Here is a 26,271-nt window from a genome sequence, read left to right as displayed (position 1 = left end):
CAGGATCCTCGATTCAGACATTGATACAGGCGTGCCTCGGCGCGACCCTTTTCGGTGGCCGTTGGCGCAATTTTCTTGCTTGGGCAGACAGTCAATCCGGGGCGGGCCAATTGCATGGCTGGACACGCCCCGGTAAAGGATTAAACGAGCCGGATCACACCGTTTGTGGCTCGCTGTATCCGTAATGGTCGTAGTAGCCACGGAACTGACCGTTCTTCTTGGCTTTCTCGATATCGACGTGGTTGAGCACCACGCCAGTGACCGGCGCGTTGCTGTTCTGCAGCTGGCTCACGCCTTTCTGCACGTGAGGTATCAGCGTGCTGTCGGACTTGACGACATAGATCACCGCGTCGGCGAGCGTCGACAGCACAGCCGCATCACTGACCGCCTGGCTCGGCGGCGAGTCGATGATGATGCGGTCATAGCGACCCTTGACCACTTCGAGCAGCTTGGCGAAACGCGGTGAAGACAGCAGCTCCAGCGGATTGGAGGGCACTGCACCGGCAGCGATCATGTCGACGTTGCCAACGGTGTGAATGCACTCCTCAAGCTTGGCGTTGCCACCGATCAGGTTCACCAGGCCCGGCGTGCCCGGCTTGAAATCGAACGCCTTGTCGAGCGTCGCGCGACGCAAGTCGGCGTCGATCAACAGCACGCGATGCAGCTGGCCCATGGCGAATGCGAGGTTGGCCGATACCGAACTCTTACCTTCGCCCGGTGCGGTCGAGGTGATCACCAGCACCTGACGAGGCTGGCTTGCCTCGGTCAGCAGCAGGTTGGTGCGGATAGTCCGTACCGCTTCGCAGAAGCGCTTGTCACCGCTGCGTTCGAACAGATGGCTGACTTCCTTGCGCAGCTTGCGCGGCACCTGCGGGACGATACCCATGACAGGCAGACCCAGCTTGGACTCGACTTCTTCAGAGCTCTTGAAGGTGTTGTCGAGAATTTCGCGGATGATCGCCTGGGCGATACCCAGCACCAGTGCCAGGAACAACGCCACCACCAAGATCAGCTTCTTGTTCGGCGCGCTGGCCTCGGTTGGCGGGATGGCTGCATCGACTACCCGAGCATTGGTAGAACTGAGGTCCGAGGTCGCGGTGGTTTCCTGCAGGCGGGTCATGAAGGTGTCGTAGAGCGCACGATCGCTTTCGACCTCACGCTGCAGGTCACGCACCTTGAACTCTTTGCGGGAGATATCCTGAATCCGGCCCTTGTTCTCGTCGAAGGAGGCCTTCAAGGAGTTCTCATTGGCGACGGCCAGCTGATAGTTACGTTCGATGCTGGCGACGACCTGCTCGACCTGCTGTTTCAGGCTGGCGGTAGCAGCATTGAGGTCCGACCGAGCAGAAACCATCGCCGGGTGGCGGTTGCCGTAGCGACGCGAAAGATCTTCGACACGCGAACGGGCATGGGCCTGGTCAGCTTTGAATTGCTGGATCAGCGGATGACCCAGAACGGCCGGCACGCTGGCCAGACGCTCCCAGCCCTGGCTGCGCATGGACTCGACCTGGCGGTACTGGCTTTCGGCTTCAGCACGCTGACGGCGCGCATCGATCATGCGATCACCAGTAAGCGACAGCTCGTTGGCACTGATGGTGCCTACACCATCGAGGTCGACCAGCCCTTCCGCATCGAGATAGGCCTGAAGGCGATCTTCCGAAGCTTGCAGGTTCTCACGCAGCGAAACCAGGCGTTCATTCATCCAGCTGGCAGCCGTCATCGACATGTCGACCTTCGCTTCCAGCTGCGCCTCGATATAGGCCTGCGCCAGCCGGTTAGTGGCCTGTGCGGCGGTCAGGTTATCCGCCATGGATACCGACAGATAAACCAGCTGACTCTTGCCCTCGACCCACACTGACGTACGCTCCATGAACTGCTGGGTGGCGTAATCCATGACCTGCGCTTCGGTGATCGGCTCTGGCTCTTCGCCTGTGACCATATCGATCAGAGCGCCAACATCGACCAGCGGGCCCGGCTGCTGTCGCAGATCGAACTCGGGGTGTTCGGTCAGATTCAGATCGCGGACGACGCGCTCGGCAACGCCCCGGCTCTGCATCAGGCTGAGCTGTGTCTGCAGATACTCGCTGAGCTCAACCGGGGTATCGGCTGCCGGCTGGAACGACAACACCGGCGTGCCCTTGCTCTCGATGAGCACCGTGGCGACAGCCTTGTAGATCGGCGTCATGCGCGACAGCAGGAAAACGGTCAGCACCGCGACGACCGCCACGAGGAGTATGATCCCCCACTTGCGCGACCAGATTGCATGCCAGATTTTTTTCAGATCTATGAAATCACTATCAGCCGCGGGCCCAGCGGGGCGCTGCCATGGTCGATCCGGGCGAACTGGGCTATTCATCAGAAGAATCCTTCATCGATGTTGATCGTGTCGCCAGGGCGAACCAGGGTATTCATGGTGGCTTTCTCTTCCGCGCGGCTGCCTTGCGAGCCGCGCACGATGGTCATGCGTTTGGTCGAGGCACGCTCGGTCAGCCCGCCAGCAAGCGCGATGGCGCGGTCAAGCGTGAGGCCGGGCTGAAACGGATAGCCACCTGGAAGCTTTACCTCACCGGCGATGTAGAACTCGCGGTAGTTGGCGACCGATACCGATACGCGCGGATCGACCAGATAGCCATCCTTCAGCTTCTCGACCAAGATGTTGCGCACTTCACCTGGGGTTTTGCCGTTGGCGTCCACCTCACCAATGAAGGGAAAGGTGAAAGTGCCAGCGTCTGTCAGACGAATCTCTTCGAAGGTCAGGTCCGGTTCACCATGCACATTGATGCGAATGACGTCCCCCGAGCCCAGCTGGTATTGCGCAGCACTGGCGCCGGCACTTAGCGCCAGCAACAGCAGCACGGAAAAGAATTTGAAAATGTTCGGGATGCGCATGGTCGGCTCCTCCTTAGGCACTGGTTAACGTCCTACCCGGCCTCAAAGGCTCAGGTCGAAACTCAGCAAGTAAACGTTTCGGTCGAAGGTCCTCGAGCTCAGGCTGGAGTCGTTTTCCGTTCTGAGATATGACAGGGTCACGTCGGCCCAGCGGTCTGGCGACCAGGTCACGCCGGCACCGTAGCCGCTGCGCTCATCGTCTCGATTGATACCTTTGTACTCGCGATCGGAAAAGCGGTAGAGCAGCTCGGTCGATACACGCGAGGTCCACTCGTGATCCCAGGTGGCGAGCGTCGTCCAGTCATTAATGGTGCTGGCACCGTTGTCACCCTCGTCGAAGGCGCGACGGGAATTGAGCGTGAACGCCGAGTAACTACGGGGTTTATAGGTGACGCCGATTTCCCACATGGGGCTGGTGGAGTCTTCACGCTGATCGCTATCGAAGTCCTTGCGCTCGGCGCCAAGCTTGAACATGCCGGAGGTCTTCGCGCCGGCATCCCAGGTCGCACCGCCAAGCAACGCCACGTTGGTGCTGTCACGCAGCGCACTGCTTAGCTTGTAGTCGTGATCGGTATGGCGTATCTCAATGAGCGAGCGCGTCTTGGAACCCAGACGATGGAACCAGACTGAGTTGAACATCAGGCTGTTGCGTTCTTCGGACGCGTTGATGTTGCCGCTGTTGTGGTAGCGCCGCTGCTCGTAGTGCGTACCGAATTCCAGCTGATTGCGAGCCGTGCGGGCACCGAAGCGATAAGCAGCCTGGGCAACGGCGGTGCTGTACTTATCGTTTTCGGTGTTGATCTCGGTGTCGGCGGTCTCTTCCACGCGGTGGTAGGCGAGGCCCCAGGTCAGGCGATGCCGGGAGGTGAATTCCATGGCGCTTCTGAGCCGCAAATGGTGGTCGGTGTTGCTGGCTTCGGAATCCGAATGGAAGATGTCGCTGTTGAACGAGTATTCGAGTTCGTATTCGCTGTTGCGATTACCTGTCCCCAGCACGAACGTTGGATTAATGCCGGTGACCCAGGACGCCTGTTCGTTGTCCGACAGGCCGCGATAGTTGTCGTCATAACTTTCTCGCACCACCAGCGTCGGGGTGAATTCGAACCCACCCAGCTGAATGTAACGGGGCTCTCGCTCGCTCTGCGCCCAACTCTGGGTAGCTGCAAGGCACAGCAGCGTTAAGCATGGAAGCGTGATCTTCCTCATATGGAATCCCTTCTCGGAGATAAATTGTTGTACATACCCGCCCTCTGGCCGCGTCGCCTGGCTGCTGTGAGGAGGCATAGACACGCAACAGACCGCAAATATCCCCGACAGTTGCACATTCGATCAGCGGGTCTCTTTTCGATCGTCAACCGTTTTTCTCTAGCAGCAGCCCGATACATCCCTTTCAAACACGCTACCGCCCCAGGCACGGCGCCTGTAACGGAACATCCGGTGACCACTCGCCCACAAGCAAGCCGCGCTCAGCAGTCGATCACTGGATCGAGGATGGCGAAACGTAACGTTGGCTTAGGTCTTGTTATTAGCGCGGCATCGTCGTGCGTGCGGCGCGGGTCAGCGCTGATGGGCCCAGACAAACAAACAGGCACCCAGAGCAGAACAGATGGTTAAGCTCTGAACCTGCAAGACAAACACATCCCTGTCAGCATCCAGAGCGGCCTTCCCGCTAGGCTCCGAGACGCCTAGAAACATCAGGGACCCACTCTGGACCCGGCATGAGGGCAGCCAGTTCCGTGCCGTGAGCCTGAATAAGGGCAGCCGAGGATCAGCGGTCAGCAGCTGCCGCTTGATGGGACGAGACAGGGCCGCAACGACCTCGATCAGATGGGCGAGACGCTACAACCCTTCTCGCCAGGGGAAGCGAGCCGATGCGTCGACCCGCCATCCGGCGTCGAACAGACACACTGTTAACTGCAGCGATGCCAAGGGCGGGCGACGGGATCGCCCGGCCTGCTCAGGCGAGCTCGATACGATCAGGATGGATAACGATGCGCCCCTGCTTGTACAGGCCGCCGATGGCTTTCTTGAAGTTGCCCTTGCTGACCCCGAACAGGCGTGCGATTTCGTCTGCGGCGGTCTTGTCGCTGACGGGCAGGCTGCCCTGGTTTTCCTGCAGCTTCTGCAGAATCAGCGCCTGCAATGCATCAGCCGCCTCGCTGCCCACCGGCTGAAGGCTCAGGCTGATCTTGCCGTCCGCGCGAACTTCCTTGATGTAGCCCTTCTCGCGGATGCCGCCACGCAGGAACTTGAAGGCCTCGTTCTTGTGGATCAGGCCCCAGTGTTTGCCGTTGATGATCGCCTTGTGCCCGAGGTCGGTGGGCTCCACTACCAACAGGTCAACGGCTTCGCCAACCTTGTAGCGCGCGGGCGTCTTGTCCAGGTAACGGTCCAACCGCGCGGTGGCGGTGATGCGACGGGTGTGCTTGTCGAGGTAGACGTGAACGACACAATAATCGCCCTCGTTGAGCGGCCGCTTTTCTTCAGAGTGAGGCAGCAGCAGATCCTTGGGCAGCCCCCAGTCGAGAAACAGCCCGATCCGGTTGATCTCGGCGACCTTGAGGCTAGCGAATTCGCCGACTTGCACCTTGGGTTTCTCGGTGGTCGCGATGAGCTTGTCTTCACTGTCGAGGTAAATGAAGACGTTCAGCCAGTCATCGACCTCCGTCGGCGTGTTTTTCGGAATGTAGCGGTTGGGCAGCAGGATTTCGCCATCCGGACCGCCATCCAGATAAAGGCCGAAACCGGTGTGCTTGACGATTTGCAGGCTGTTGAAGCGCCCGATTGCGGCCATGTAGCGATTCCTCTGGGTCGAAGGCGGCGATTCTAGCAGGCCACCCGCTTGCCGCGTGCGCACCGCTGCGGCGCGCACGCGGCAACGCCGTTATCGCGGCAGTGCGTAGGCGATGACCGAATCCCCGGCCTTGGTGCCGAGCGACCCGTGACCGCCGGCAACGACCACGACCATCTGGCGTCCCGAACGGCTCTGATAGGTCATCGGCGTCGCCTGGCCGCCCGCTGGCAACCGTGCCCGCCAAAGCTGCTTACCGGTGGTGACGTCATAGGCGCGCACGTAGTAATCCAGCGTACTGGAGAGGAAAGCCACCCCGCCCGCAGTGATCACCGGCCCGCCCAGACTCGGCACACCCATTTCGAAAGGCAGCGGCACCGGTGCCCGGTCACGCACCGTACCGTTCTTGCGCAGCCAATGGGTTTTACCCGTGCGCAGGTCGGCGCCCGCCACGTAACCCCATGGCGGCGCAGTGCAAGGCAGACCGATCGGCGACACGAACGGCTTCAGGTCCACCGCAAACGGCGCGCCGAAGTTTTCGTTCAGGTGCGGTTCGCTGTCGGAGACGTAAGCCTTCTCATCGTTCTCGCGCGGAATCAACGTTGAGGTGAAAGCCAAATAGGACGGTGCGCTAAACACCATCTGCCGGACCGGATCGACAGCTACCCCACCCCAGTTGAACACCCCGAAATTGCCAGGGTAGACCAGCGAACCCTGGGTCGAAGGCGGCGTGTAACGCCCTTCGTAACGCAACGAATTGAACTGGATGTGACACATCATCTGATCAATGAAGGTCGCACCCCACAAATCGGAATCCTGCAGCTTCGGCGGCTCGTACGACAGTGCCGACACAGGTTGCGTAGCCGCAGCATAATCGCCCTTCGCGGCACCTTGCGGCGCGGGCACCTCGCGCACCGGCAGCACTGGCTCGCCCGTGCGGCGATCCAGTACATAGATGTCGCCCTGTTTGGTCGGCTGAACGAGTGCGGGGACCATGCCCGACTCGGTCTGGATGTCGACAAGACTTGGCTGCGCCGGCACATCCATGTCCCAGAGATCATGGTGCACGGTCTGAAATACCCAGCGCAGCTGCCCTGTTTCCAGATCCAGCGCGACGATGGAAGACGAGAATCGCTCACTGTTCTCGCTGCGGTTGCCGCCCCACTGATCCGGAACCTGATTACCCATCGGCACGAACACCAGCCCCAGCTCCTCGTCAGCGCTGGAAATGCTCCAGCTGTTCGGCGTGCTCTCGCTGTAGGTTTCGCCCGGCGCGATAGGTGCGGTCTGCTCCGGATTGCCCGGGTCCCAGTTCCACTTCAGTTCGCCAGTGGTTGCGTCATACGCGCGGATGACGCCAGATGGCTCGGTGGTCGAGACGTTGTCGTTGACCGCCCCGCCGACGATAACCAGGTCATTAGCCACAACCGGTGGCGAGGTGGAGTAGTAGAAACCCTCCGTGACGTTCGGCATGTTCTTCCACAAATTCACCGCGCCGTTTTCGCCAAATGATTCGCAGACCTTGCCGGTCTCCGGGTCCAATGCGATCAGTCGCGCATCCGCTGTGGGCATGAACAGGCGCTGCTGACAGGCCTGTCCCTCCACGGGGGTCTCGCTGGTGTGATAGGAAAGCCCGCGACACGTCAGATGCTGCCGATTGGTCGAATCCGGAACCTCCGGATCGAAGCGCCAACGCTCTTCCCCGGTCTCGGCATCCAACGCGATCACGAAGTTGTGCGGCGTGCAGATGAAGAGGCTGTCATCGATCTTGAGCGGCGTGACTTCGTAGGTGGTCTCGTTGGGATCGCTAGGACGTCGCATATCGCCGGTGTGGTAATGCCAGACCTTTTCCAACCGCTCGACATTGCTTGGCGTGATTTGCGCGAGCGGTGAGTAGCGCGTGCCGTGCTGGGTGCGACCGTACGCATGCCAATCGCTGGCTGGCACGTTATCAGCGGTGTTCACCTCGGCCGCTGGCGCAGCAGCCAAAGGCGGCGGCAGCATGCCTTTGATGTCGCTGCTGTCGGAGGTCAAGGCGTGCAGAGCCGTCGCGCCCCATAGCGCCACGGCGATCATCAGCGGGATTGCGCTACCGCCCCAGGCGCGCGCACCGAAGTGCTGCCAACCCAGTCGCTGGGCAATCCAGGGCGTCAGGAACCACAGCCCAAGCGGGCCAATAATGCTGGCGCGCGGTGCCAATTGCCACCAGTCGAAGCCGACCTCGTGAATTGCCCAACCCAGCGCGCCAAGCATTACCAGCGAGTAGACCCAAAGCGCCGCACGGCGCCGAGCTAACAGCAAAGCGCCCGTGAGCAGAAAGCCGACTGCGAGGATTGCGAAATACCAGGTACCGCCGAGCGCGATAACTTTCCAACCCCCGACAGCAAGCGCCAGGCCCAGGATGATGCACAGGATTGCACTAATGACGACTGTCACTCTCCGCTCCTTTTCCAAATTGCCGGGGGGCTGGAGATGACGAAACAAATAACTTGCCGCGAGCGTCCCCTGCCTGACTTTATGGCGGGGCAAACGACCGCTTCGCCAGACCCCGTATTTGAGTGGACCGGATACGGGCGAGAATGCTCCCCCGTTTAGGGGAAAAATCGCTGAGCGTTCTTACCGACGACCCAAGCCCGCTATCGCATCTGCCGCTAATCTGTCTGCCGCCAGGCTAAGCGCAACGACAACGATCCGCGGAAACACGTGCGAAGCAAGGAACGCACACAGAAAAATCAAGGCCAGCGAAAAAATCGAACAAAAATTAGCCAGATCTGTATAATGTCCGGTTCGACTGACCATAGGAAACAGATAACGATGGCCGCCAAGACCTCCTCAGCCAAGCGCAAACCCGAACCTGCCAGTGAAACCAGCGAATCGCTAGCCAACCAGATGGCAGCCTTCCTCAAGTCCGGCGGTGAAGTGCAGAAGATCCCGAACGGGGTCAGCGGCCAGACCCAAGGCCCTTCGCGCCAGATCACCATCAGCAAGAAGTAATCTCCGCAACACCTAACCTAGTAAGCGAGTCCCCACTGCTTTTAGCCGTTTGCAGTGGCTCGCCAGGTTTCTCCTTCCGAAGCACCCGAGCCTGCCATGACCGACCCGATACGCTTGTCCAAACGCCTCGCCGAGCAGATCGGCTGTTCCCGGCGCGAGGCCGAACTGTATATCGAGGGAGGCTGGGTCAGCGTCGACGGGCATATCATCGAAGCGCCCTATTTCAAGGTGGCCGAGCAGCGCATCGAACTGCTGCCAGGCGCCACCGCGACTGAACAGCCGCCGGTCACGCTGCTGCTGCACAAACCCGCCGGCCAGCCCACCGCTGCAGAACCTGCTGACGTGCTGAAGCAACTTGCTGAGGCCGGCCATTGGAGCGGCGACAGCTCTCGCCAGGCACCCCGCGAACGCCATTACGCACGCCAAACCGCCCTGCTGCCGCTGGAGCAGGACATCAGCGGGCTGGTGATATTCAGCCAGCAACGCGAGGTGATCCGCAAACTGGCCGATCCACGCGACATGCTAGAGCAGGAGTACATCGTCGAAGTCGCTGGCGAACCGGAGGAAGGCGGCCTGGCGTTGCTGGGCAAAGGGATCGGCCATCGTGGCAGGGTTCTGCCCAAGGCGAAGGCCAGTTGGCAGAACGAGACCCGCCTGCGCGTCGTGCTTAAGAATCCGCAGGCCGCCGATCTGCGTCAGCTCTGCGAAGCCATCGGCTTGGAGATGCTCAACTGCAAGCGGATACGGATCGGCCGCCTGTCGATGGCCAAGCTGCCGGTCGGAGAGTGGCGTTTTCTCGGCGAGCATGAACGCTTCTAGCTTCGCGACGTCTCTTGCATAACCCCTGACGGCTCGCACCTGGCGATCGCTGGACTATGCTGGTGCCAATGCAACCGGATACAAAATCAGCTACCGGCCGCCGCGCCAGGCCCTGATTGCCGCATTTCGCCATTCCGAGATACAGGATCACCATGCACAGATTCGTCCTGTTGCTGACGTTCGTTCTGTTGCCCTCGATCTGCGGGGCTCAACAACGAGTCGAGGTGTGGACGTATCATTTTTCACCACCGTTCATTCTCGAAGACGGCGAGGGACTTTCGCGTGCTTTCGTCGCCCTGCTCAACAACGACGCCGCTAACAATCAGCGCTTTCGCTTCGAGCTGGTCAAATTGCCGCGCAAGCGCGTCGATATACGGCTAGCACGAGAGCGACCTGGCGTTTTGCTCTGGGCCACTCCGAACTTCTTCACTGCCGAGCAAGCAGCCAACGGCAAATGGTCGGGGCCGCTACTGATCGATCAACAGGACTTTGTTTCGCTGCCCGACGCCCCCTTTGAGTATGAAAACCCCGAATCGCTACACAATCTTGTCTTGGGAGGCGTGCTCGGGCACCGATACGAAGGGCTTGAAGCGGATATCGCCAGCGGCGCAATCAAGCGCCAGAACGCCCAAGGCGACCTGCAAAACCTCGAGAAGCTGCTGTCAGGTCGCATCGGCACTTTGTTGATTCCGCGCTCCACCCTGCTCTACTACCGGAAAGAGAAAAAGCTCCGGGATTTGTACGTCTCGAATACGCCGCTGTACCAGTTCACTCGGCATCTGTGGGTCGCCGATGCGCTTGGTCAAGCTGCCACCCAGTATCTCGCCCGATTCGTGGAGAACTTGCCAGAGAACCCCGAGTGGCAGATCCTCCTGTTCCATTACGGACTGCAGCCCATTGCCACTGCGCAATAAAACAGGCTGAACAGTTATGCCATACGCGGGTCAGAACACGCGCTGACACACTAAATAATAGAGAGAACAAGGCAGCAATGAAGAACGCACTGGTGATCGGACTGCTCGTTGTGCTGGGCGGCTGCGCCTCTCAGCCATGTGACCAATATGGTAGCGACGGCAGTTGCCGCGCGGAGCGGCTGCTCTATCAGAACGATTTGCTGCAGGCCAAGATCCTCATTTCCATCGGCGACGAAAACGGCTATGAACTTGCCGATGCGCTGCTCGAGCGTAGCGCTCGCCTCGATGAACGAGGCGAGACCGAGTTCTACCAGGCGCTGCTGTTGATCCGCCAAGGCCCACAACCGGAACAGGTCCTGCGCCTGCTCGAACAGGCCAGCGCCAAGGGCCACCCGCACGCCGTAGCGCTGCTATACAAAATCTACCAGGAACCCTACCTGCTGGATGAGCGCAACGCGGTCAAGGCCGAAGAATATCGCCAGGCCTATGCCGGGCTGGACGTTGCGCAGAGCGGCTATCCTTCGTTCGAGAAAGCTTTGGAGCTGGTTTCCCAGCTCGTCGAGCCGCCTCCCCCGCTCCCCGAAAGAGACGATCCCTGCGCTACTCAATGCCTCTGACGGCCATCACTGTGGCGTAGGTGTTTGCGAGATCTTGGGGTCTTGCTCCCCATCCAGCACTGCCTGCGCTTCCGCTTCGGTGGCGTACGGGCCGGCAATCGTTTGCCCATCGATCTCGACCACCCAACAGGTGACCCAGGTTGGCCGCCAACCCTGAGGTACTTCATCTCCGGTCAGATGCTTGATCGTGCGTTGCATATTCACCTCCGCTATTTGCTGTCAGCTTCCGAGCGTCGCGCTTGCGGCGCTCTCTTGAACTAGGACCACAACCGCCGGCGTTTTCTCGCAGAAACAAGCCGTTGCTGTTTCGCCTCGAACTGACGAGGTGCTAGCGGCTCTACAGAACAACGCAACCGAAACCCGTTCCGACATCCCGACGACAACCCGACGAGGACTGCAATGCAGATCAGGCAGGTGCTTGGGCGTAAATCGATTCTGGTCCTGCTGGCGTGTGCCGTTGTGCTGACCGGCTGCAGCCGCATGAATCTGGCCTACCGAAACCTGGATCTGCTGATCCCCTGGTCGCTCAACGATTACCTGGACATGAATCGTGACCAGCAGACGCGCTTTCGTGCGCAGCTGCGGGAGCACATCAGCTGGCACTGCCGTACTCAGCTACCCGGCTATCTGGATCTCATCGAGCACTTACAGGCTCAGGTCCGCCGGGGCTCGCTGAATGAGTCCGCGCTACGAGCACACTATGTGAACGCCCAAGAGGCGATTCAGACGATCGCGCTGGAAATCACCCCAACTACCGTTCAACTGCTACGTGACCTTGAAGACAGGCAGGTGCGTGAACTGGACGATCAGTTTGAGAAAGACCTCCAGGAGCGCGAGAAGAAATACTTGGAACCACCGCTGGACCAGCAAATTCGTAAGCGAGCCGACCGTATGCAAGAACGCGTCGAGCAATGGTTAGGAAAAGCCAGCGCCGCTCAACGCCAACGCATCCAGGAATGGGCTAGAGCGCTTAGCGAGCAAAATCAGCTCTGGCTCGATAACCGCGCCCAGTGGCAGCGATCACTGGTCGAGGCCGTTCGCAATCGGGAACAGGCAAATTTTGACGAGCGCATCGCCCGGCTGCTTCAAGACCGTGAGGTCTATTGGACAGCGCCCTATCGCGCCGCCTTCCCGGCCGTCGAACAGGCCACAATCGACCTGGTGATCGACCTGTACGACATGGCCGACGCGACCCAGCGTCGTCATCTTGATGAGCGTCTGCAGGATATGAGGCGCGACCTCAGCTCGTTGGATTGCCTGCCGGCGACTCGCTGACCAGCCGCCGCCGGCGTATGAAACGCTAACGGCGCCGGCGAGCCAGTAGCAGCCCGACTACGCCCGCTGCGGCAATACCCCCGGCTAGCAACAAACTGCGCTGCGGCTTTTCATCACTGCGCCAGCCACCATCGATTCGACGCTCGCCCAACGCCGGATGGAACAGGTTGCCCGAGGACGGCGCGACACGGTCGGCACGACCCAAGGCAGCACCGGTCAGCAGGCCGGACAAACGGTCGAAGCCTGGCGTAATGAAATGGGCGAAACGAAGCAGCGTCGCTGTCAGCCCAACGGATGTCGTATGCCGCGGATGTAGGGCGAGACTGACCATCGCATCGGCCACCTGACGGGGATCGCACAGTGGCGGTGGCGGCTGCAGCGAGCGACCGGCAAAATTGCCGCCGTCCCGGAAACCGGGGGTATCCACCATCGAGGGATACACATCGCAGACATGAATGCCCGGCCACTGCGCCAGCTCGCCACGCAGCGCATGGGAAAACCCGCGAAGCCCGAATTTGCTCGCTGAGTACGCCACCGCGTAAGGCTGCGGTACCCAGCTACCCACCGACTGCGTATTGATCAGCACGCCGCCGTGCTGCTGTTTGAAATACGGCAGGGCGACATGTGCCCCGCGCAGATAACCGATCAGATCCGTCTGCACGACCTGCTCGTGCGCATCCATTGGCGTCTCGTCGAAGGCTCCGACAGCACCGACCCCGGCGTTATTGATCCAGATATCGATACGCCCGCGGCCAAACTCGGCCGCCGCGCTGGCCAGTTGCTCGACCGAATCGCTGAGCGTCACGTCAGTCGGCACCACCAGCGCCTCGGCCCCCAAAGCGCGGCATTCATTGGCCACCTCGTGCAGCGCTTCCTCGTCGCGCGCTGCCAGAACCACTCGGGCCTGCTCACGCGCAAACGCCTGCGCTGCTGCGCGGCCGATACCGCTGGAGGCGCCAGTGATGACCACCACCACGCCGTCGAGTCTGGACTCGCTCATGTTCGCTTCTCCGGTTTGCTGTCAGTCATAAGCTGACAGCTACCGCGAGACAAACATTCCCCCGCCTCGTCCAGCAAGCGGAGTTTCAGACCATCTGCAGTGGGCGTGGACGCGACGGGGGCGGAAAGGCCTTGTCGAGCAGGGCCAGGTCATCGGCGTGCAACGTCAACTCCGCCGCGCTGGCGTTTGCTCGAAGATGGGCCGGGTTTGATGACTTTGGAATCACCAGTACGTTGGGCTGACGCAGCGCCCATGCCAGTGCAATCTGGGCGGGCTCTGCGTTATGCCGCTGGGCAACCTCCAGCATCGTCGGGTGGCGCAACAGATCCCCGCCCTGTCCTATCGGGCAGTAGGCCATGACGGGCATCCCCTGCGCCTGACACCAGGGCAGCAGATCGAACTCGATGCCCCGCTCCTGCGGGTTGTAGAGCACTTGATTGACAGCACAGTCCGGCGCATCCAGCTCGCGCATGTCGTCCAGATCCAGGTTGGATACACCCCAACGGCGAATCTTGCCCGCGTCTTTCAATCGCTCGAACGCTTCGACCGTTTCCGCCAACGGATACTGCCCGCGCCAATGCAGCAGATACAGGTCGAGGCACTCGGTGCCCAGCCGCCGCAGACTACGCTCACAGGCTTCGGGCACGCCTTTGCGGCTGGCGTTGTGGGGATAGACCTTGCTGACCAGAAAGACCTGATCGCGGCGATTGCGGATCGCTTCGCCGACCACCTCTTCAGCACCGCCTTCGCCGTACATCTCTGCGGTATCGATCAGCGTCATGCCCAGCTCGATCCCAAGTTGCAGGGCGGCTACCTCATTGCTGCGCTCGGCCGGGTTTTCGCCCATGTGCCAGGTGCCTTGCCCCACTACGGGAACGCTAGCGCCGTCGGCGAATTTGAGGTTACGCATCAGCAGTCCCCCCGCGGTGCGTTCTGCTCGGCAACCGGCTCGGCCCACGGATCGTAGGTGCCGAAGCTCCACAGGTGCCCCTCAAGGTCGCGACAACTGAACCCACGACCGCCATAGTCCTCGTCCTTCAGCTCGACAACGATTTCCGCGCCGGCGGCCTTGGCCTTGGTATAGAGGGCGTCGGCACTGTTGACGATCACATAGATGCTTTGAGTAGAGACGCCACCGACTTCGTCCGGCTGCCTGACCTGGCGGCCGTAGTCCGAATCGGCCACCGGCCCCAGCATCAGCATGCCGCTGCCAAAACTGAGCTGCGCGTGAATGACGCCGACTTGCGCGTCTTCGACTACACGCTGCTGCTCGAAATCAAAAACCTGGCAAAGCCATTTCAGCGCTGCGGGCACATCCCGATAGCGCAGACAGGGAATCAGATTGGAGGTGGTGTTCTTGCTGTACAGAGACATGAGCGCTCCTTTCGGTTTCCGCGGCTGCGCCTATAAAAGCGTACCGCATACCCTTCAGACCGAAACCGGAGCTGACGTTCCCATATCCGGGTCTGTACGCTTATGTACGCTCAGCCAAGCCGAGACGAATCCCCAGACCGATCAAGACCGAGCCGAGCGCGCGGTCGATCCATTGACTCAAGCGACGGTTACCACGCAACGCCGAGCTAGCCCGAGCCGCCAGGAAAACCATGGCGCATTCCACAACCACCGCCACCAGCACAACCAGCACGCCTAACACCAAAAGCTGCAGGGCTATGGCGCCTTGGTCGGGCCGTACGAACTGTGGCAGAAACGCCATAAAGAAAATGGCCGCTTTCGGATTGAGGACGTCGACGAGAATGCCTTGGCGATAAGCTTGCCAAAGGGTGACCTCCGGGGCCGCTTTGAGGTTGAGCGCCGCGGCCGACCCGGCAGAGCGCAATGCCTGAACGCCGAGATACAGCAAATAGACCGCACCCACATACTTGACCACAGCGAAGGCCAGCGCCGAGGTGGCGAGAATGGCGGATATCCCCAGCGCAGCCGCTGCGACGTGAACCAAGGCACCGCTGCAAACGCCGCACACTGAGGCCACACCGACCCGGCGCCCGCCAGACAGCGTGCGCGACAGCACGAACAACAGATCTGGCCCTGGCGAGAGATTCAGTGCCAGTGCGGCCGAGAAAAAAACCAGCCAGAACGTTGGATCGGACATTGCCTGCTCCCATTGCCGGCGAAAAAAGACCAATAAATGTAGTCCAGCATGCGTCTGTCTGCCACCACCCGCGTTCGCTAGAGTGATGTGGCTCGTCGGAAAACAGTCGCTATTTCGCAACAATGACTTTTTATTGTCACCGCTCTGAACTATCTTTTCCCGAGCAATGTCAAAGCGCCAGTCCCGGCAAGGAACACGGGCGCTACTCCCTAGTCACTTCTGCAAAGGATATGCATATGTTCGATGAATCCCCTGCGGTCGTCGCTTCTTCTCGTCTTGTCCTGCTGTCCAATAGCGAATTGCCGGACGGCCTGCTCGATCAGCATCTTCACGGTGGTCCACAGTTGCGTCTGACGCGCAGCAGCACATTTCGTCCAGGCGTAAACGACGCGGACCTGGTTCTGCTCGACGTTGGCAGCTTCACGGAAGCTGATTGTTTGCGCCTGCTCCGGCAGCTGCGCGACACCCCAACCGCGTTGATCAATGCCCAAGCTGACCAGGCGCGCGGTCTGCTGGTACAGCACCCGTGGATCAAGGGCGTGTTCTACCCGAACACCAGCCGCGCCAATTTCAGCCGCGGCGTCAGCGTGATGCTCGGCGGCGGCGATTGGCTGCCACGTGCGCTGATGGAAAAGCTGCTGGGCCGCTACCGCCAACTCACCCATGCCTCGCGTGCCATCGACGACCTGTCGGTACGGGAAAAACAGATCCTAGCACTTGCCGGCAAAGGTCTTTCCAATTCCGAAATCGCCGAGTCCCTGCATCTGAGCACTCACACCATCAAGAGTCATATCCATAACGCCTTGGGCAAGTTGGGCGCCTCCAACCGCGCACAGGGCGCATCGCTCGTGTTGGGGCATGTCGGCGAGGCCGGGATATGAAGATGGCCTGCCTGGGTCTGATGCTGCTGTTCAGCATCCAGGCCTGTGCCGACGAGGCCGAGCTTAAGGGATTCATCACCAACAATACGGTTTCACGCTCCGGCCAGGAGTTCTACCGCAAGTTTTGTGAACGTCTCAATGACACCAGCGCATTGGATTTCAACCTGGCCGTCAAAGAGCGTCCCTCGGCGCGCTGGGGGATTCTGGTCTGGGTGGAGCAGAACAACCAGCCGCTGTATCGCCGCTTTCTACAACCGAACGTCAGTGACATGGAACAGACCGCCTATGAAGCGGCGGATTTCGTGCTGCAAGAGATAAACCGTAGGAAAGTCGAAGCACTATTCGAAGACACCATTGACCTCGCGAAGGATGAGTTATGAACCGGCCACAACAAAAAATCACCGGCGTCTTCCTGGCCGGATTGCTGCTTAGCTCCAGCCTCAGTGCCACCGAACTGGTGTACACCCCAGTGAATCCATCATTTGGCGGCAGCCCCCTCAACGGCGCATGGCTGCTGGGCAGTGCCCAGGCGCAGAACGACACCAAGGACCCAGATGCCTTCGATCGCGGCTCGCTGGCCGGCACCTCCGCGCTTGACCGTTTCACCAGCCAGCTGGAGTCGCGATTGTTGTCGGACCTGCTGGGCAACGTCAAAGATGGCAAGACAGGTTCGATCACGACGGATGATTTTATCGTCGACATCCGCAAAGACGAAGCTGGCAATACGGTCGTGAAAATCACCGACCGACTGACCGGCGAACTTTCAGAAATCATTCTCGGCAATATCTAGTCAGGGAGAGCAAAGGCCATGAGAAGCCTATTTGTAGCCATCGGGATGATGGCCGTTCTACAGGGCTGCGCGGTACGCGAGCCAATGTCGGCGGACCAGGAAACCCCAACACTGACACCGCGCACTTCGACCTATCAGGACCTGCTTGAGCTGCCTCGCCCTCGAGGCCCGCTGGTAGCGGCGGTCTATGGCTTTCGCGACCAGACCGGGCAATACAAGCCCAGCCCCGCCAGTTCCTTTTCCACGGCGGTAACCCAGGGCGCAGCGAGCATGTTGGTCGACGCCATGCAGGCGAGCGGCTGGTTCATCGTGCTCGAGCGTGAAGGTCTGCAGAACGTGCTGACCGAGCGCAAGATCATTCGTGCATCACAAGCCAAACCGGATGTGGCCCCGAACATCCAATCCGAACTGCCGTCGCTGCTGGCCGCCAACATCATCATGGAAGGCGCCATCGTCGCCTACGAAACCAACGTGCGCAGTGGTGGGCAAGGTGCTCGTTATCTGGGCATCGGCATATCGCAGGAATATCGGGTCGATCAGGTCACGGTCAACCTGCGCGCCATCGACGTACGCAGCGGCCAGGTGCTGTCCAACGTGATGACCACCAAGACGATCTATTCCATCGGACGCAGCGCCAACGTCTACAAGTTCATCGAATTCAAGGAGCTGCTCGAAGCCGAGGCCGGCTACACCACCAACGAGCCGGCGCAGCTTTGTGTGCTGTCCGCCATCGAGGCGGCGGTTGCACACCTCATCGCCCAAGGCGTTGATCGGCGCCTGTGGCAGACCGCAGACAGTTCTTCGGCGGTCGACGCTCAATTGGCGAAATACCTCGGCACGTCAACCAATCCATAGCAAACGAAGCGGTTTCAGCCGTTCGATGGATTTGCCAGATCGCGGTTTAGGTCAGGATGACCTACCGCGACTTAACCAGGGATGACTGATGATCGACGCGCAAAGGATTGCTTGCAGAGCAGTGCTGCTTCCGCTGCTCTTCGCAGCACTAGGCAGCCCCGCCCTGCTCGCCGCCAGCCTTCCGACTTCGCTCGATCTCGCGCCTGACGAAATCGCATCCAGTCGGTCTAACGCGATCGCACAGACACTATCCGAAACCGGCTCCCCAACCCGTAACCTGGCGTTCCTCGCCCAGGCAGGGGGCAGCCTGAGCGGAAATATCAGTCAGACAGGCAATGCACTGGAAGCCTTCATCCTCCAGAGCGGCTATGCGCTCGAAGCATCCATCGAGCAGCACGGCAGCCATAACCAGGGATTGATTGTTCAGTCGGGCAGCTACAACCAGGCCCGCATTGAACAGTACGGCGCGTACAACGACGCGCAGATCGAACAGACCGGCACTGGGCATAGCAGCAGCGTCACGCAGCATGGCCGGGGTCTGAGCGTGCTGGTCCGCCAGTACCGCTAAAAAAGCACCACCAGGAAGTACCGCTGAAAACATTTCATGGAGAGACAACAATGTTCAAGATCAAACCCCTAGTAGCTGCCCTGCTGACCGTTGCCGCCGCTCAGGCTATGGCGGCCGATCACACGTCCGAACAACGCCAGAACGGCGTCAATAATGTCGCCGAGGTCATCCAGAGCTACGGCAGCTCCAACGCAGCCAAACAGGTGCAGAGCGGTTGGGGCAACGACGCGATGGTCGAGCAGACCGGCTCCTCGTCTTCGTCTGCCCTGCAGACCCAGACCGCCAATTTCAATGAGGCAAACGTCAACCAGACTCTGGCCATCAACAGCAGCTCGGTGCAATGGCAGTACGGGCACTCGAATGAAGCCAGCGTCAGCCAGAGCGGCACCTGGGGCAGCAGCGCCGAACAGCGCCAGCGCGGCCAGGACAACACTGCCAATACTGAGCAGGGCGCCAGCTATGGCGCCGAAGCGTTCACCAAGCAGGAAGGCAACGGCAACTCAGCGACCAGCTACCAGTACGCAGTCAATGGCAGCAAGAGTTCGCTGTATCAGGACGGCAACCTCAACGAGGCTACAGTTAGCCAGACGCTGAGTTCCGGTGATCGCGCCCTGATCGATCAGCTGGGCGACCAGAACATGGCTAACGTGATGCAGACTTGGAGTAATGGCTCGGTAGCCGAGGTTGAGCAGATCGGCACGGCGAACAACGCCGATGTGTATCAAACCGGACGCCATCAAGAGGCCTACACCTACTCAAGCGGCAAATACAACACGGTCAACGTCGACCAACGCGGCAGCAATCAGAACGGGTTCGTGTTCCAGCAGGGCAACCTGCACAAGGCATTTCTGGATCAGCGCGGTAATGGCAACACAGCTACCGCTAACCAGACTGGCCTCGATAACGCAGCCACAATCGACCAGAACGGACGCGGCCAGATCGCCAAGGTTGACCAGCACGGCGGCTATAACCAAGCCAAAGTCGAGCAGCAAGGCAAATACAACGAGCTGAACTTCACCCAGTCGGACGCCGGCAACATCCTGGCGGCGCATCAGGAAGGCGACAGCAACCGCATCACCGGCTCTAGCACGGGTGTCAACAACAACGTCGACATCGACCAGGCCGGCGATTTCAACATGGCCAGCGTCAGCCAGAACGGTTTCTTCAACGAGGCAGACCTAGTCCAGAACGGCCAGAGCCATGCCGCTACGGTCATGCAGAACGGTAGCAACCACACCGCAGACGTCATGCAGAGCGGTATCGGCAACACCGCGTTGATCAGCCAGGCAGGCCTCAACAACATGGCTATCGTCAGCCAACACTGACATCGCAGCAGCCAAAACTGCCGGCCATGTGCCGGCAGTTTCGTTTCCATCTCACATCGTCTAATCCGGCTATATGCGCCACCGGAGCTATTCGCCAAACCATACGTTAGCGCCAGGGCCTGTCTGTTGGCGTTGCTTCAGCCCTAGACTCGGATCGCTCCGTCTAAAACGAGCGACGAGTGAAAACCAAAGCCTTGAGACCACTGTCGGGGCTGATGTCGGGGAACTCCGGCGGGTTTTCCAGGCGCTCCTGAAACACCAATTCCGGCGCTTCGGTCGCCATCCCCTGGATAAGAAAATCTGGACCGGTGTCCGGGTCATTAATGCAGGCCAGCACCGTCCCGCTTTCGGTGAGCAACTCGGGCAAACGCCTGAGAATCTTCTGGTAATCGCGGCTCAGCGCAAAGCTGCCCTTCTGGAAAGACGGCGGGTCGATGATGACCAAATCGTAAGGGCCGGTCTTCTTCACCTTACCCCAGGACTTGAACAGCTCGTGGCCAAGAAAGCTGACCCGACTGAGGTCATGCTCGTTGAGCCGATGGTTGTCGCGGCCGCGGCTCAGCGCCGCGCGCGCCATGTCCAGGTTGACCACATGCTCAGCACCGCCGGCGATAGCCGCCACGGAGAACCCGCAGGTGTAAGCGAACAGGTTGAGTACACGCTTGCCGCCCGCCTGCTGGCGGACCCATTGCCGGCCGTAGCGCATGTCGAGAAACAGCCCATTGTTCTGTTTGATGCCCAGGTCGAGCTTGTAGCGAAGGCCATCCTCGGTGATCACCCACTCCTCGGGCGGCTCTCCAAGCAGCGGCTGCATACGGCTGTCGGGCAGGTAACGGTGCTGCAGCAGTAGGGTATGCGCCCCGCTCGATTGCCAAGGCTGTGCCTCGGTCAGCGCCAACAGCATCCCGATCAGCGCCTCCAGTTCTTCGGCAGCTGGCTCCCGGAACAGCGAAACCAGCACCACGCCCTGCAGCCAATCCACCGTGACGTGCTCGAGCCCAGCCCAGCAGCGCCCGCGCCCATGAAAGAACCGGCGGGTTTCGTCCGGCACCTGGGACAAGGCTTGGCTGAGGTGCTGCTGGAGGGTCGCGAGGGCATCTGGTTGCATGTTCAATCGTCTCGAAAAAAGCGCGCGCATTCTAAACGCGAATGGGCACACCTGCGGGGCAATGGACAACCATGAGGACTCCCACTTGCTGGCTACCGCAGCCGAGACAGCAAAGCAGCGCCGAGTTTAGACTGCTCGGCCCGGTGCGATGAGCGCACCCGTCGAGCCATCAAGGACAGCGACAGATGGAAGCCTCCGCATACCGACCCTTCGACGCCCTGCGCCGGGTCGCACCCGCCGCGCTGGCGATCATCCCGGTCAGCCTGTTGTTTGGCGTGCTGGCCGGCCGCTCGGACTGGAGCCCGCTGGAAGTCGCCCTGATAGGCCTGTTGGGGTTCACCGGCAGCGGTCAGTTTGCGGTGCTGCCGCTGGCCGATTCCGGCGCCGGGTTCATCACCATGCTGCTGCTCACCGCCTCGATCAACAGTCGCTACCTGCCAATCGCCTATGTATCAGCCTCACGGCTGCCGCGAACCTGGGGGCTACGCGCGCTCCTTGCCCATATGCTGGGTGACGAGGCCTATGCCACCGAAAGTGAACAGGACAACTGGGCATCGCTGGCCGTGATCCGCGCCACGCTGTTCCTCACCTGGGTAGTTGCCGGCGTGGCAGGTGCCGTCATCGGCAATCTGATCCCGGCGACCTGGCTCGCTGCCGACCTGAACCTGGGCTTCCCGGCAAGCGTCGTGTTGATGTTCCTCTCTGCCAGCCAGCTCCGCTCGCGTCTACCCCAGCTCAGCGTCAGCCACGTTCGTTTGTCGCTGGCCGTCGCGCTCTGCACGCTGATTGCCGTGGCGATGATCATGCTGCTCGGGCCGCTGTATTTCTGGATTCCCAGCGTGCTGCTGGCCACCTTCGTACTGGCGCGGGTGCGCTCATGAACACGTCCGTGCTGCTGGCCATTGCGGCGCTGTTCGCCACCAGTTGCCTGGTGCGCATCCTGCCGGTGTTCGTCACGCTAGACCTGAGTGACGCGACCCGGCGCATTCTGGAGCGCGTGCTGCCGACCGCCGTATTCATTAACTTCGCGGTATACGTCCTCTACAGCGAGGCCGCCAAGGCACCGCTCGCCGCCACCGTTGCATTGGCGCTGGTAGCGGGCATCGCTGTGGCAACACGGCTGGGGCTGATCATCACGGCGGTGCTGGGTAGCGCCTGCTATTACCTCTCGCAGACCTGGTTTGCCGGATAGCAGACCGTCATGCGGGGCTGGGTGACTTCGCAGCGCGGCGCGTCTTGGGTGCGGCTTTGCGGCCCGCGCCCTTGCGCTTTTTCCAGGGTGCGCCGCGACCGGTTGGCGCGGCGGGCCCGCTGATAGTCAGGCGAACGCCCTTACAGCGCTCGACCTGCTTGCTCATCCACGCCGATTGCTTGCTGACGAATTCGTCCAAGCTCATTTCGCCGCTTTGCACCATGTCCAGCGCCTGCTCCCAGATCGCCGTGGTGCCTGGGTCGGCGATGGCACGCGGCACCGCATCGATGAGGCTGAAGGCTGCAGGTGTTGCCGCCAACGCCTTGCCCTGCTTGGTCAGGTAGCCACGTTCGAGCAACCCCTGAATGATCCCCGCACGCGTCGCCTCGGTGCCGATACCCGTGGTGTCCTTGAGCTTCTGCTTCAGCTTGGGATCGTCCACCAGCTTGGCCACGTTCTTCATCGCTTTGATCAGATCACCTTCGGTGAAGGGCTTGGGCGGCTGCGTCCAGAGATCCTTTAAGGTGAGATCGTGGATCGGGCATATCTGCCCCTCACGCAACGACGGAAGCGTCTGCGGCCCTGGCGCCTCACGGCCGCGATTGGCCGCCAGCGCCTCGGGCAAGGCGCGCTTCCAGCCCGGCTCGACGATCTGCTTGCCGACGGCCCGCAGTGCCTGGCCGGCACAGTCGAAGTCAGCCTGGGTGCGATCGTATTCATGCGCGGGCAGAAACTGCGCCAGGTAACGGGCACGGATCAGCGTATACACCGCCCGCGGTTTGCCCGACAGCCGTTCGAAGGCGCGAGCTGCCACCGTGGGGATGATGCCGTGATGCGCGCTGACCTTGGCGTCGTTCCAGGCACGCGACTTGCGACGGGGTTCGAGGTGCGGCGCTAGCTCGCCGAGGGATGGATCGGCCTGCGCCAGGGCGGCCAGAATGCCCGGCGCTTCGCTGTGCTGACTCAACGGCAGGTAGCCACAATCGCTGCGCGGATAGGTGATGAGCTTGTGGGTTTCGTAGAGCGCCTGGGCGATATCCAGCGTTTCCTGAGCACCCAGGCCGAGCTTCTTCGAGCAGATTTCCTGCAGGGTGCCCAGATCGAACGGCAACGGCGCCGCTTCGCGCATGCGTTCGGTCTTGAGTCGTTGCAACCGAGCGCTGCCCGCCGCGCGCATGGCCTCGGCCGCTCGCTGCGCCAGCGCCTGGTCGAGACAACGCCCCTGGTCATCGCAGAGTGCCTCCGGCGCGCGCCACTGCGCGGTAAAGGGCACCGGATCGTCACCCAAAAGCTGCACCTCGATGGCCCAGAATGGCTGCGGCACGAAGTCGGCAATACTGCGGTCACGGTCGACCACCAACCGCAGCGTCGGCGTCTGCACCCGACCAACCGGTAGTACACCCTGGTAGCCGGACTGCCGCCCGAGCAGCGTGAACAGTCGGCTCATGTTCATACCAATCAGCCAATCGGCTCGGGAGCGCCCCAAAGCCGACTGATAGAGATTGTATGTCTCGGCACCCGCGCGCAGACCGCCGAGCGCCTTGCGAATCGAACCATCATCCAGCGCCGACAGCCACAGCCGCTGAATCGGCCCTCGATAACGACAATGCTCCACCAGCTCGCGGGCAATCATCTCGCCCTCGCGGTCGGCGTCGGTGGCGATCACCAGTTCACTGGCTTCGCCCAGCAACCGCTTCACGGCCTTGTACTGGTTGGCGGTCTTGGGCTTGACCAGCATCTTCCAGCGCTCGGGCACGATCGGCAGATCAGCCAGCACCCAGCGCTTGTAACGCGCGTCATAACTGTCCGGCGGCGCGGTTTCCAGCAAATGGCCGATGCACCAGGTGACGGTGACGCCAGCACCAAGCCAGCAACCATCGCCCCGCCGCGTGGCGCCGAGCACCTGGGCGATATCTTTGGCTTGAGAAGGTTTTTCGCAGAGAAACAGCCGCATCACGTTGTCACTGGGTCATTTGCCATGCTGACTAGCATGCGCAGCGACGTCGCGGCAGGCAAGAATTATCTGTATGGATATACAGACCTGAATTGCTGATGACGAAATCCAGCGTGGATTGGAATGATGAAGGTCTGCTTTCGGCCAGAAGCAGACAACCTAAATGATCTGGCTTAAGCCAGCAATTACAGGTCATGGCAATCGACACATCGCTTAGAGCAAAGGGCTTCTTCGCCGCCCTTTTGGAGTCAGAATTGTTGCTCGCTGCATCGCTCGAGTCACAGCTACTCTCATAGTCAAGCGGGCTTGCCTTTCGCGCTCAACGGAGGCGTTGTCAGTCAGGTATCGGCCTTTCATCAGCCCTTCGTAAAGTATGACCTCTGTGAACTCCTTGCCTTTCGACTTGTGCATGGTCATCAGGTGGATACCTTTCCACTCTTTGGTCGCCGCTTGGAAATGCTCCTGTAGGAGTGCGTCTCGAACGAAGCCCTCTGCCCCTGCATAGCTCTGCGTGGCCCGCCAAACTTCCCCTAATCGGCCACGCAACAGAGTTCCTTTGCCGAGTAATCGAACAAAGCGGCCATCAGCTGCGATCTGTTTGATTTCATTGCAGGCGCTGGCATCCAAGAGCTTGCGTACGGCAATCCAGTCGGCAGCAGGATCGCCTGACAGTTCTAGCTGCAGACGTTGCTGCGAGATTTCCTGCGCAGCCGCTAGCACCCTTTTATGGGCAATTTTTTTCAGCTCCTGCCCAGCGGCTACACCGTCTATGGCGTCGACAAGATCTAGGTTCGGCTTGCTTGGTTTCTTTTCCCCTTTCCGTCCGCGGACGTGGGCACACAGGTTTCCGAGTAATTTCAATGTGATCGACTCGGCGTGCGGGCCTCCCTCTAAGAGGGCAGCAATGGTTACAGCGGCCAGTGCAGCAGCCTCTTGGTCGAACGCCACGTCATGGGGTAAGCGTGGGAGCCCATCAGCGTCGCTAGCGAGGTAGGCGGATACTTCTGCCATGAAGTCTTTACTCGGTACGAGGATGGTCAAGGACCAATCTCTGCCTCCCTTCAACAAGCGGCGTATGGTGCCGAGCACCACCCTCTTGAAGTCCAAGTGCAACTGGCCTTTCCGGGGGGTATAGGCGTGCACCGCGACGTCGTTGTAGGCCTTGCCTTTATTAACCCCATTCATTAAGTCATTTCCGAACTGAACGATGTCCGTTCCGTTGCTTCGGTGGTTCTCTAATCCGAAGTTGAAAGCGTCCGGATTGAAGGCATCCACGTATTCCTGGATTCGGGCTGCATTCGCTCCGCGGAATTCGTAAATGCGCTGCTCAGGGTCAGCTAGCGCCATGACTTGGCTGTGCGGCGTGAGTGCGCGTATGAACCGCCACTCATCTTCGTTCGTGTCTTGAAACTCATCCAAGATGATTAGGGGGTAGCTTGATCCGTAGATGCGCTGTAGCGCTTTACTGCTCTCCAGCAGCAAGGCTGCCTTGCTCGCGAAAAGGTCGAAATGAAGCAACCCATCCTCTGCCAGCAGCCGATGCTTTTCGGCTTCCCTCTGACCCTCGGGAATGCTGGACAACCGAGATGCTGCTTCAGGAGGGGGTAAAAGAGTTATGGGGCTACCTGCGCGCAATAGATACCCATGGCTGCGCAGTAGCCCCCAAGTGAAACCATGGTAAGTATTGACCTCAAGCTTGCTGCGCTCTAGCGCCGGCAAAAGCTTCCCGGCATGCTCGGCCACTCTCGCTACAGTTGCCCTGGCGAAGCTGAGAAAAAGCACTCGCTGACCAGATCGCAATTGTTGTTCGCCGATCAGCGCTTCCGCTTTCAATAGAGCTACAGTGGTCTTTCCAGACCCAGGCCCTCCAAGGACGAGCATGTGTCTAGTGCAGCCGATAACCGTGTTCCGAGTGTCGTCTAGCTCCATCGTTGCCGCTCCCTAGATCAAATCAAGAACATCGTCCGGGAGAGCCGGGGCAGCTGGCTTTGGAGGAATGACGGTCGCACAAATATTGGCCAGCGTGTCTACGATGAACGGAGGCAGCTGGCCTTGATTGGTGGCAGTGCAAAGTAATGCTGCAGCGGCTCCATCGTAACCGTCCGCCGAACCCATCTCCCCGCTTCTTCCAGATAGCGGCATGGTGTGCACCTATTTTTGGTGGACACCATTTCAAGCCACTTTCTGGA

Annotated in this window: 26 protein-coding genes; 13 read left to right on the top strand and 13 right to left on the bottom strand. The window is 60.4% G+C overall.

The window, feature by feature from the left end:
- Positions 1-154 precede the first annotated feature (154 nt).
- The 5 genes from ACIGHL_RS03770 to ACIGHL_RS03750 form a co-directional block, all read right to left on the bottom strand.
- On the bottom strand, positions 155-2,356 hold the full coding sequence (locus ACIGHL_RS03770; RefSeq protein WP_446697526.1) for a GumC family protein: 2,202 nt from the start codon (positions 2,354-2,356) through the stop codon (positions 155-157).
- A complete protein-coding gene (locus ACIGHL_RS03765) occupies positions 2,356-2,889 on the bottom strand; it encodes a polysaccharide biosynthesis/export family protein (protein WP_148926573.1) in 534 nt (177 codons plus the stop codon). The genes ACIGHL_RS03770 and ACIGHL_RS03765 overlap by 1 nt, the downstream gene beginning before the upstream one ends.
- A gap of 42 nt (positions 2,890-2,931) precedes the next feature.
- Positions 2,932-4,095: an outer membrane beta-barrel protein gene (locus ACIGHL_RS03760; protein ID WP_446697527.1), complete on the bottom strand. Its 1,164-nt coding sequence runs from the start codon at positions 4,093-4,095 to the stop codon at positions 2,932-2,934.
- A gap of 751 nt (positions 4,096-4,846) precedes the next feature.
- Entirely contained in the window at positions 4,847-5,683 is an 837-nt protein-coding gene (locus ACIGHL_RS03755) for a CvfB family protein (protein WP_046162089.1), read from the bottom strand.
- Positions 5,684-5,773: 90 nt separating this feature from the next.
- Complete coding sequence (locus tag ACIGHL_RS03750) at positions 5,774-8,116, bottom strand: glucose/quinate/shikimate family membrane-bound PQQ-dependent dehydrogenase (RefSeq protein WP_446697738.1); 2,343 nt, start codon at positions 8,114-8,116, stop codon at positions 5,774-5,776.
- A 378-nt stretch (positions 8,117-8,494) separates the two neighbouring features.
- Here ACIGHL_RS03750 and ACIGHL_RS03745 point away from each other — a divergent pair, with 378 nt between their 5' ends.
- The 4 genes from ACIGHL_RS03745 (at position 8,495) to ACIGHL_RS03730 (ending at position 11,024) form a co-directional block, all read left to right on the top strand.
- Entirely contained in the window at positions 8,495-8,674 is a 180-nt protein-coding gene (locus tag ACIGHL_RS03745) for a PFL_1563 family small protein (protein WP_045429136.1), read from the top strand.
- A gap of 96 nt (positions 8,675-8,770) precedes the next feature.
- A complete protein-coding gene (locus ACIGHL_RS03740) occupies positions 8,771-9,493 on the top strand; it encodes an RNA pseudouridine synthase (RefSeq protein ID WP_446697739.1) in 723 nt (240 codons plus the stop codon).
- 152 nt (positions 9,494-9,645) lie between these two features.
- Positions 9,646-10,407, top strand: coding sequence for a transporter substrate-binding domain-containing protein (locus ACIGHL_RS03735; protein ID WP_446697740.1), 762 nt, complete (start codon positions 9,646-9,648; stop codon positions 10,405-10,407).
- A gap of 77 nt (positions 10,408-10,484) precedes the next feature.
- The gene (locus ACIGHL_RS03730; RefSeq protein ID WP_064481842.1) at positions 10,485-11,024 is read left to right on the top strand and encodes a hypothetical protein; all 540 of its coding nucleotides are present in this window, start codon (positions 10,485-10,487) and stop codon (positions 11,022-11,024) included.
- 6 nt (positions 11,025-11,030) lie between these two features.
- Here the strand turns inward: ACIGHL_RS03730 and ACIGHL_RS03725 are convergent, their stop codons facing one another.
- On the bottom strand, positions 11,031-11,222 hold the full coding sequence (locus ACIGHL_RS03725; protein ID WP_046162094.1) for a hypothetical protein: 192 nt from the start codon (positions 11,220-11,222) through the stop codon (positions 11,031-11,033).
- A 201-nt stretch (positions 11,223-11,423) separates the two neighbouring features.
- Here ACIGHL_RS03725 and ACIGHL_RS03720 point away from each other — a divergent pair, with 201 nt between their 5' ends.
- The gene (locus tag ACIGHL_RS03720; protein WP_446697741.1) at positions 11,424-12,299 is read left to right on the top strand and encodes a DUF6279 family lipoprotein; all 876 of its coding nucleotides are present in this window, start codon (positions 11,424-11,426) and stop codon (positions 12,297-12,299) included.
- Positions 12,300-12,324: 25 nt separating this feature from the next.
- Here the strand turns inward: ACIGHL_RS03720 and ACIGHL_RS03715 are convergent, their stop codons facing one another.
- The 4 genes from ACIGHL_RS03715 to ACIGHL_RS03700 form a co-directional block, all read right to left on the bottom strand.
- The gene (locus ACIGHL_RS03715; RefSeq protein ID WP_446697742.1) at positions 12,325-13,299 is read right to left on the bottom strand and encodes an SDR family oxidoreductase; all 975 of its coding nucleotides are present in this window, start codon (positions 13,297-13,299) and stop codon (positions 12,325-12,327) included.
- A gap of 85 nt (positions 13,300-13,384) precedes the next feature.
- Positions 13,385-14,209 (bottom strand): aldo/keto reductase, encoded by an 825-nt coding sequence (locus ACIGHL_RS03710; RefSeq protein WP_446697743.1) that lies wholly within the window; start codon positions 14,207-14,209, stop codon positions 13,385-13,387.
- The gene (locus ACIGHL_RS03705; RefSeq protein ID WP_064481839.1) at positions 14,209-14,673 is read right to left on the bottom strand and encodes a VOC family protein; all 465 of its coding nucleotides are present in this window, start codon (positions 14,671-14,673) and stop codon (positions 14,209-14,211) included. Before ACIGHL_RS03705 ends, ACIGHL_RS03710 begins: the two co-directional genes overlap by 1 nt.
- A 100-nt stretch (positions 14,674-14,773) precedes the next feature.
- The gene (locus ACIGHL_RS03700) at positions 14,774-15,409 is read right to left on the bottom strand and encodes a LysE family translocator (protein ID WP_446697744.1); all 636 of its coding nucleotides are present in this window, start codon (positions 15,407-15,409) and stop codon (positions 14,774-14,776) included.
- A 236-nt stretch (positions 15,410-15,645) separates the two neighbouring features.
- Here ACIGHL_RS03700 and ACIGHL_RS03695 point away from each other — a divergent pair, with 236 nt between their 5' ends.
- From ACIGHL_RS03695 to ACIGHL_RS03670, 6 genes are all read left to right on the top strand, one after another.
- Complete coding sequence (locus tag ACIGHL_RS03695; RefSeq protein ID WP_446697745.1) at positions 15,646-16,290, top strand: helix-turn-helix transcriptional regulator; 645 nt, start codon at positions 15,646-15,648, stop codon at positions 16,288-16,290.
- A complete protein-coding gene (gene csgE / locus ACIGHL_RS03690) occupies positions 16,287-16,670 on the top strand; it encodes a curli production assembly/transport protein CsgE (RefSeq protein WP_446697746.1) in 384 nt (127 codons plus the stop codon). The genes ACIGHL_RS03695 and csgE overlap by 4 nt, the downstream gene beginning before the upstream one ends.
- Positions 16,667-17,080, top strand: a complete 414-nt coding sequence (locus ACIGHL_RS03685) for a curli assembly protein CsgF (RefSeq protein ID WP_446697747.1) — start codon at positions 16,667-16,669, stop codon at positions 17,078-17,080. Before csgE ends, ACIGHL_RS03685 begins: the two co-directional genes overlap by 4 nt.
- 18 nt (positions 17,081-17,098) lie before the next feature.
- Positions 17,099-17,935, top strand: coding sequence for a CsgG/HfaB family protein (locus ACIGHL_RS03680; protein ID WP_446697748.1), 837 nt, complete (start codon positions 17,099-17,101; stop codon positions 17,933-17,935).
- 88 nt (positions 17,936-18,023) lie between these two features.
- Positions 18,024-18,503 carry a curli production assembly protein CsgB gene (locus ACIGHL_RS03675; protein WP_446697749.1) on the top strand — a complete coding sequence of 160 codons (480 nt, stop codon included), beginning with the start codon at positions 18,024-18,026 and terminating at the stop codon, positions 18,501-18,503.
- 50 nt (positions 18,504-18,553) lie between these two features.
- Positions 18,554-19,828 carry a hypothetical protein gene (locus ACIGHL_RS03670; protein WP_446697750.1) on the top strand — a complete coding sequence of 425 codons (1,275 nt, stop codon included), beginning with the start codon at positions 18,554-18,556 and terminating at the stop codon, positions 19,826-19,828.
- Positions 19,829-19,991: 163 nt separating this feature from the next.
- Here ACIGHL_RS03670 and ACIGHL_RS03665 read toward each other — a convergent pair whose 3' ends face one another.
- Entirely contained in the window at positions 19,992-20,936 is a 945-nt protein-coding gene (locus tag ACIGHL_RS03665) for a class I SAM-dependent methyltransferase (RefSeq protein ID WP_446697751.1), read from the bottom strand.
- A 185-nt stretch (positions 20,937-21,121) separates the two neighbouring features.
- On the opposite strand from ACIGHL_RS03665, the gene ACIGHL_RS03660 reads away from it, so the two are divergent.
- Positions 21,122-21,817, top strand: a complete 696-nt coding sequence (locus ACIGHL_RS03660) for an AzlC family ABC transporter permease (RefSeq protein WP_446697752.1) — start codon at positions 21,122-21,124, stop codon at positions 21,815-21,817.
- A complete protein-coding gene (locus ACIGHL_RS03655) occupies positions 21,814-22,128 on the top strand; it encodes a hypothetical protein (RefSeq protein WP_446697753.1) in 315 nt (104 codons plus the stop codon). Before ACIGHL_RS03660 ends, ACIGHL_RS03655 begins: the two co-directional genes overlap by 4 nt.
- A gap of 7 nt (positions 22,129-22,135) precedes the next feature.
- On the opposite strand, the gene ACIGHL_RS03650 is transcribed toward ACIGHL_RS03655, so the two are convergent.
- Both ACIGHL_RS03650 and ACIGHL_RS03645 read right to left on the bottom strand, forming a co-directional pair.
- On the bottom strand, positions 22,136-24,082 hold the full coding sequence (locus tag ACIGHL_RS03650) for a DNA topoisomerase III (protein ID WP_446697754.1): 1,947 nt from the start codon (positions 24,080-24,082) through the stop codon (positions 22,136-22,138).
- Positions 24,083-24,295: 213 nt separating this feature from the next.
- The gene (locus ACIGHL_RS03645; RefSeq protein ID WP_446697755.1) at positions 24,296-26,011 is read right to left on the bottom strand and encodes a UvrD-helicase domain-containing protein; all 1,716 of its coding nucleotides are present in this window, start codon (positions 26,009-26,011) and stop codon (positions 24,296-24,298) included.
- Positions 26,012-26,271: the final 260 nt, after the last annotated feature.

Origin of the sequence: Pseudomonas sp. NPDC077451, assembly GCF_044543345.1 — a bacterium.
Classification (GTDB): Bacteria; Pseudomonadota; Gammaproteobacteria; order Pseudomonadales; family Pseudomonadaceae; genus Stutzerimonas.
The sequence above is the reverse complement of the archived record's forward strand: the minus strand, read 5'-3'. Positions and strand labels throughout refer to the sequence as shown.

Coding starts and splice junctions, on each gene's coding strand:
- ACIGHL_RS03745 (WP_045429136.1), top strand. CDS start 8,495: ATGGCCGCCAAGACCTCCTCAGCCAAGCGCAAACCCGAACCTGCCAGT.
- ACIGHL_RS03695 (WP_446697745.1), top strand. CDS start 15,646: ATGTTCGATGAATCCCCTGCGGTCGTCGCTTCTTCTCGTCTTGTCCTG.
- ACIGHL_RS03705 (WP_064481839.1), bottom strand. CDS start 14,673: ATGTCTCTGTACAGCAAGAACACCACCTCCAATCTGATTCCCTGTCTG.
- ACIGHL_RS03700 (WP_446697744.1), bottom strand. CDS start 15,409: ATGTCCGATCCAACGTTCTGGCTGGTTTTTTTCTCGGCCGCACTGGCA.
- ACIGHL_RS03715 (WP_446697742.1), bottom strand. CDS start 13,299: ATGAGCGAGTCCAGACTCGACGGCGTGGTGGTGGTCATCACTGGCGCC.
- ACIGHL_RS03675 (WP_446697749.1), top strand. CDS start 18,024: ATGATCGACGCGCAAAGGATTGCTTGCAGAGCAGTGCTGCTTCCGCTG.
- ACIGHL_RS03665 (WP_446697751.1), bottom strand. CDS start 20,936: ATGCAACCAGATGCCCTCGCGACCCTCCAGCAGCACCTCAGCCAAGCC.
- ACIGHL_RS03720 (WP_446697741.1), top strand. CDS start 11,424: ATGCAGATCAGGCAGGTGCTTGGGCGTAAATCGATTCTGGTCCTGCTG.
- ACIGHL_RS03655 (WP_446697753.1), top strand. CDS start 21,814: ATGAACACGTCCGTGCTGCTGGCCATTGCGGCGCTGTTCGCCACCAGT.
- ACIGHL_RS03650 (WP_446697754.1), bottom strand. CDS start 24,082: ATGCGGCTGTTTCTCTGCGAAAAACCTTCTCAAGCCAAAGATATCGCC.
- ACIGHL_RS03680 (WP_446697748.1), top strand. CDS start 17,099: ATGAGAAGCCTATTTGTAGCCATCGGGATGATGGCCGTTCTACAGGGC.
- ACIGHL_RS03755 (WP_046162089.1), bottom strand. CDS start 5,683: ATGGCCGCAATCGGGCGCTTCAACAGCCTGCAAATCGTCAAGCACACC.
- ACIGHL_RS03740 (WP_446697739.1), top strand. CDS start 8,771: ATGACCGACCCGATACGCTTGTCCAAACGCCTCGCCGAGCAGATCGGC.
- ACIGHL_RS03730 (WP_064481842.1), top strand. CDS start 10,485: ATGAAGAACGCACTGGTGATCGGACTGCTCGTTGTGCTGGGCGGCTGC.
- ACIGHL_RS03660 (WP_446697752.1), top strand. CDS start 21,122: ATGGAAGCCTCCGCATACCGACCCTTCGACGCCCTGCGCCGGGTCGCA.
- ACIGHL_RS03685 (WP_446697747.1), top strand. CDS start 16,667: ATGAACCGGCCACAACAAAAAATCACCGGCGTCTTCCTGGCCGGATTG.
- ACIGHL_RS03765 (WP_148926573.1), bottom strand. CDS start 2,889: ATGCGCATCCCGAACATTTTCAAATTCTTTTCCGTGCTGCTGTTGCTG.
- ACIGHL_RS03645 (WP_446697755.1), bottom strand. CDS start 26,011: ATGGAGCTAGACGACACTCGGAACACGGTTATCGGCTGCACTAGACAC.
- ACIGHL_RS03760 (WP_446697527.1), bottom strand. CDS start 4,095: ATGAGGAAGATCACGCTTCCATGCTTAACGCTGCTGTGCCTTGCAGCT.
- ACIGHL_RS03725 (WP_046162094.1), bottom strand. CDS start 11,222: ATGCAACGCACGATCAAGCATCTGACCGGAGATGAAGTACCTCAGGGT.
- csgE (WP_446697746.1), top strand. CDS start 16,287: ATGAAGATGGCCTGCCTGGGTCTGATGCTGCTGTTCAGCATCCAGGCC.
- ACIGHL_RS03710 (WP_446697743.1), bottom strand. CDS start 14,209: ATGCGTAACCTCAAATTCGCCGACGGCGCTAGCGTTCCCGTAGTGGGG.
- ACIGHL_RS03770 (WP_446697526.1), bottom strand. CDS start 2,356: ATGAATAGCCCAGTTCGCCCGGATCGACCATGGCAGCGCCCCGCTGGG.
- ACIGHL_RS03735 (WP_446697740.1), top strand. CDS start 9,646: ATGCACAGATTCGTCCTGTTGCTGACGTTCGTTCTGTTGCCCTCGATC.
- ACIGHL_RS03670 (WP_446697750.1), top strand. CDS start 18,554: ATGTTCAAGATCAAACCCCTAGTAGCTGCCCTGCTGACCGTTGCCGCC.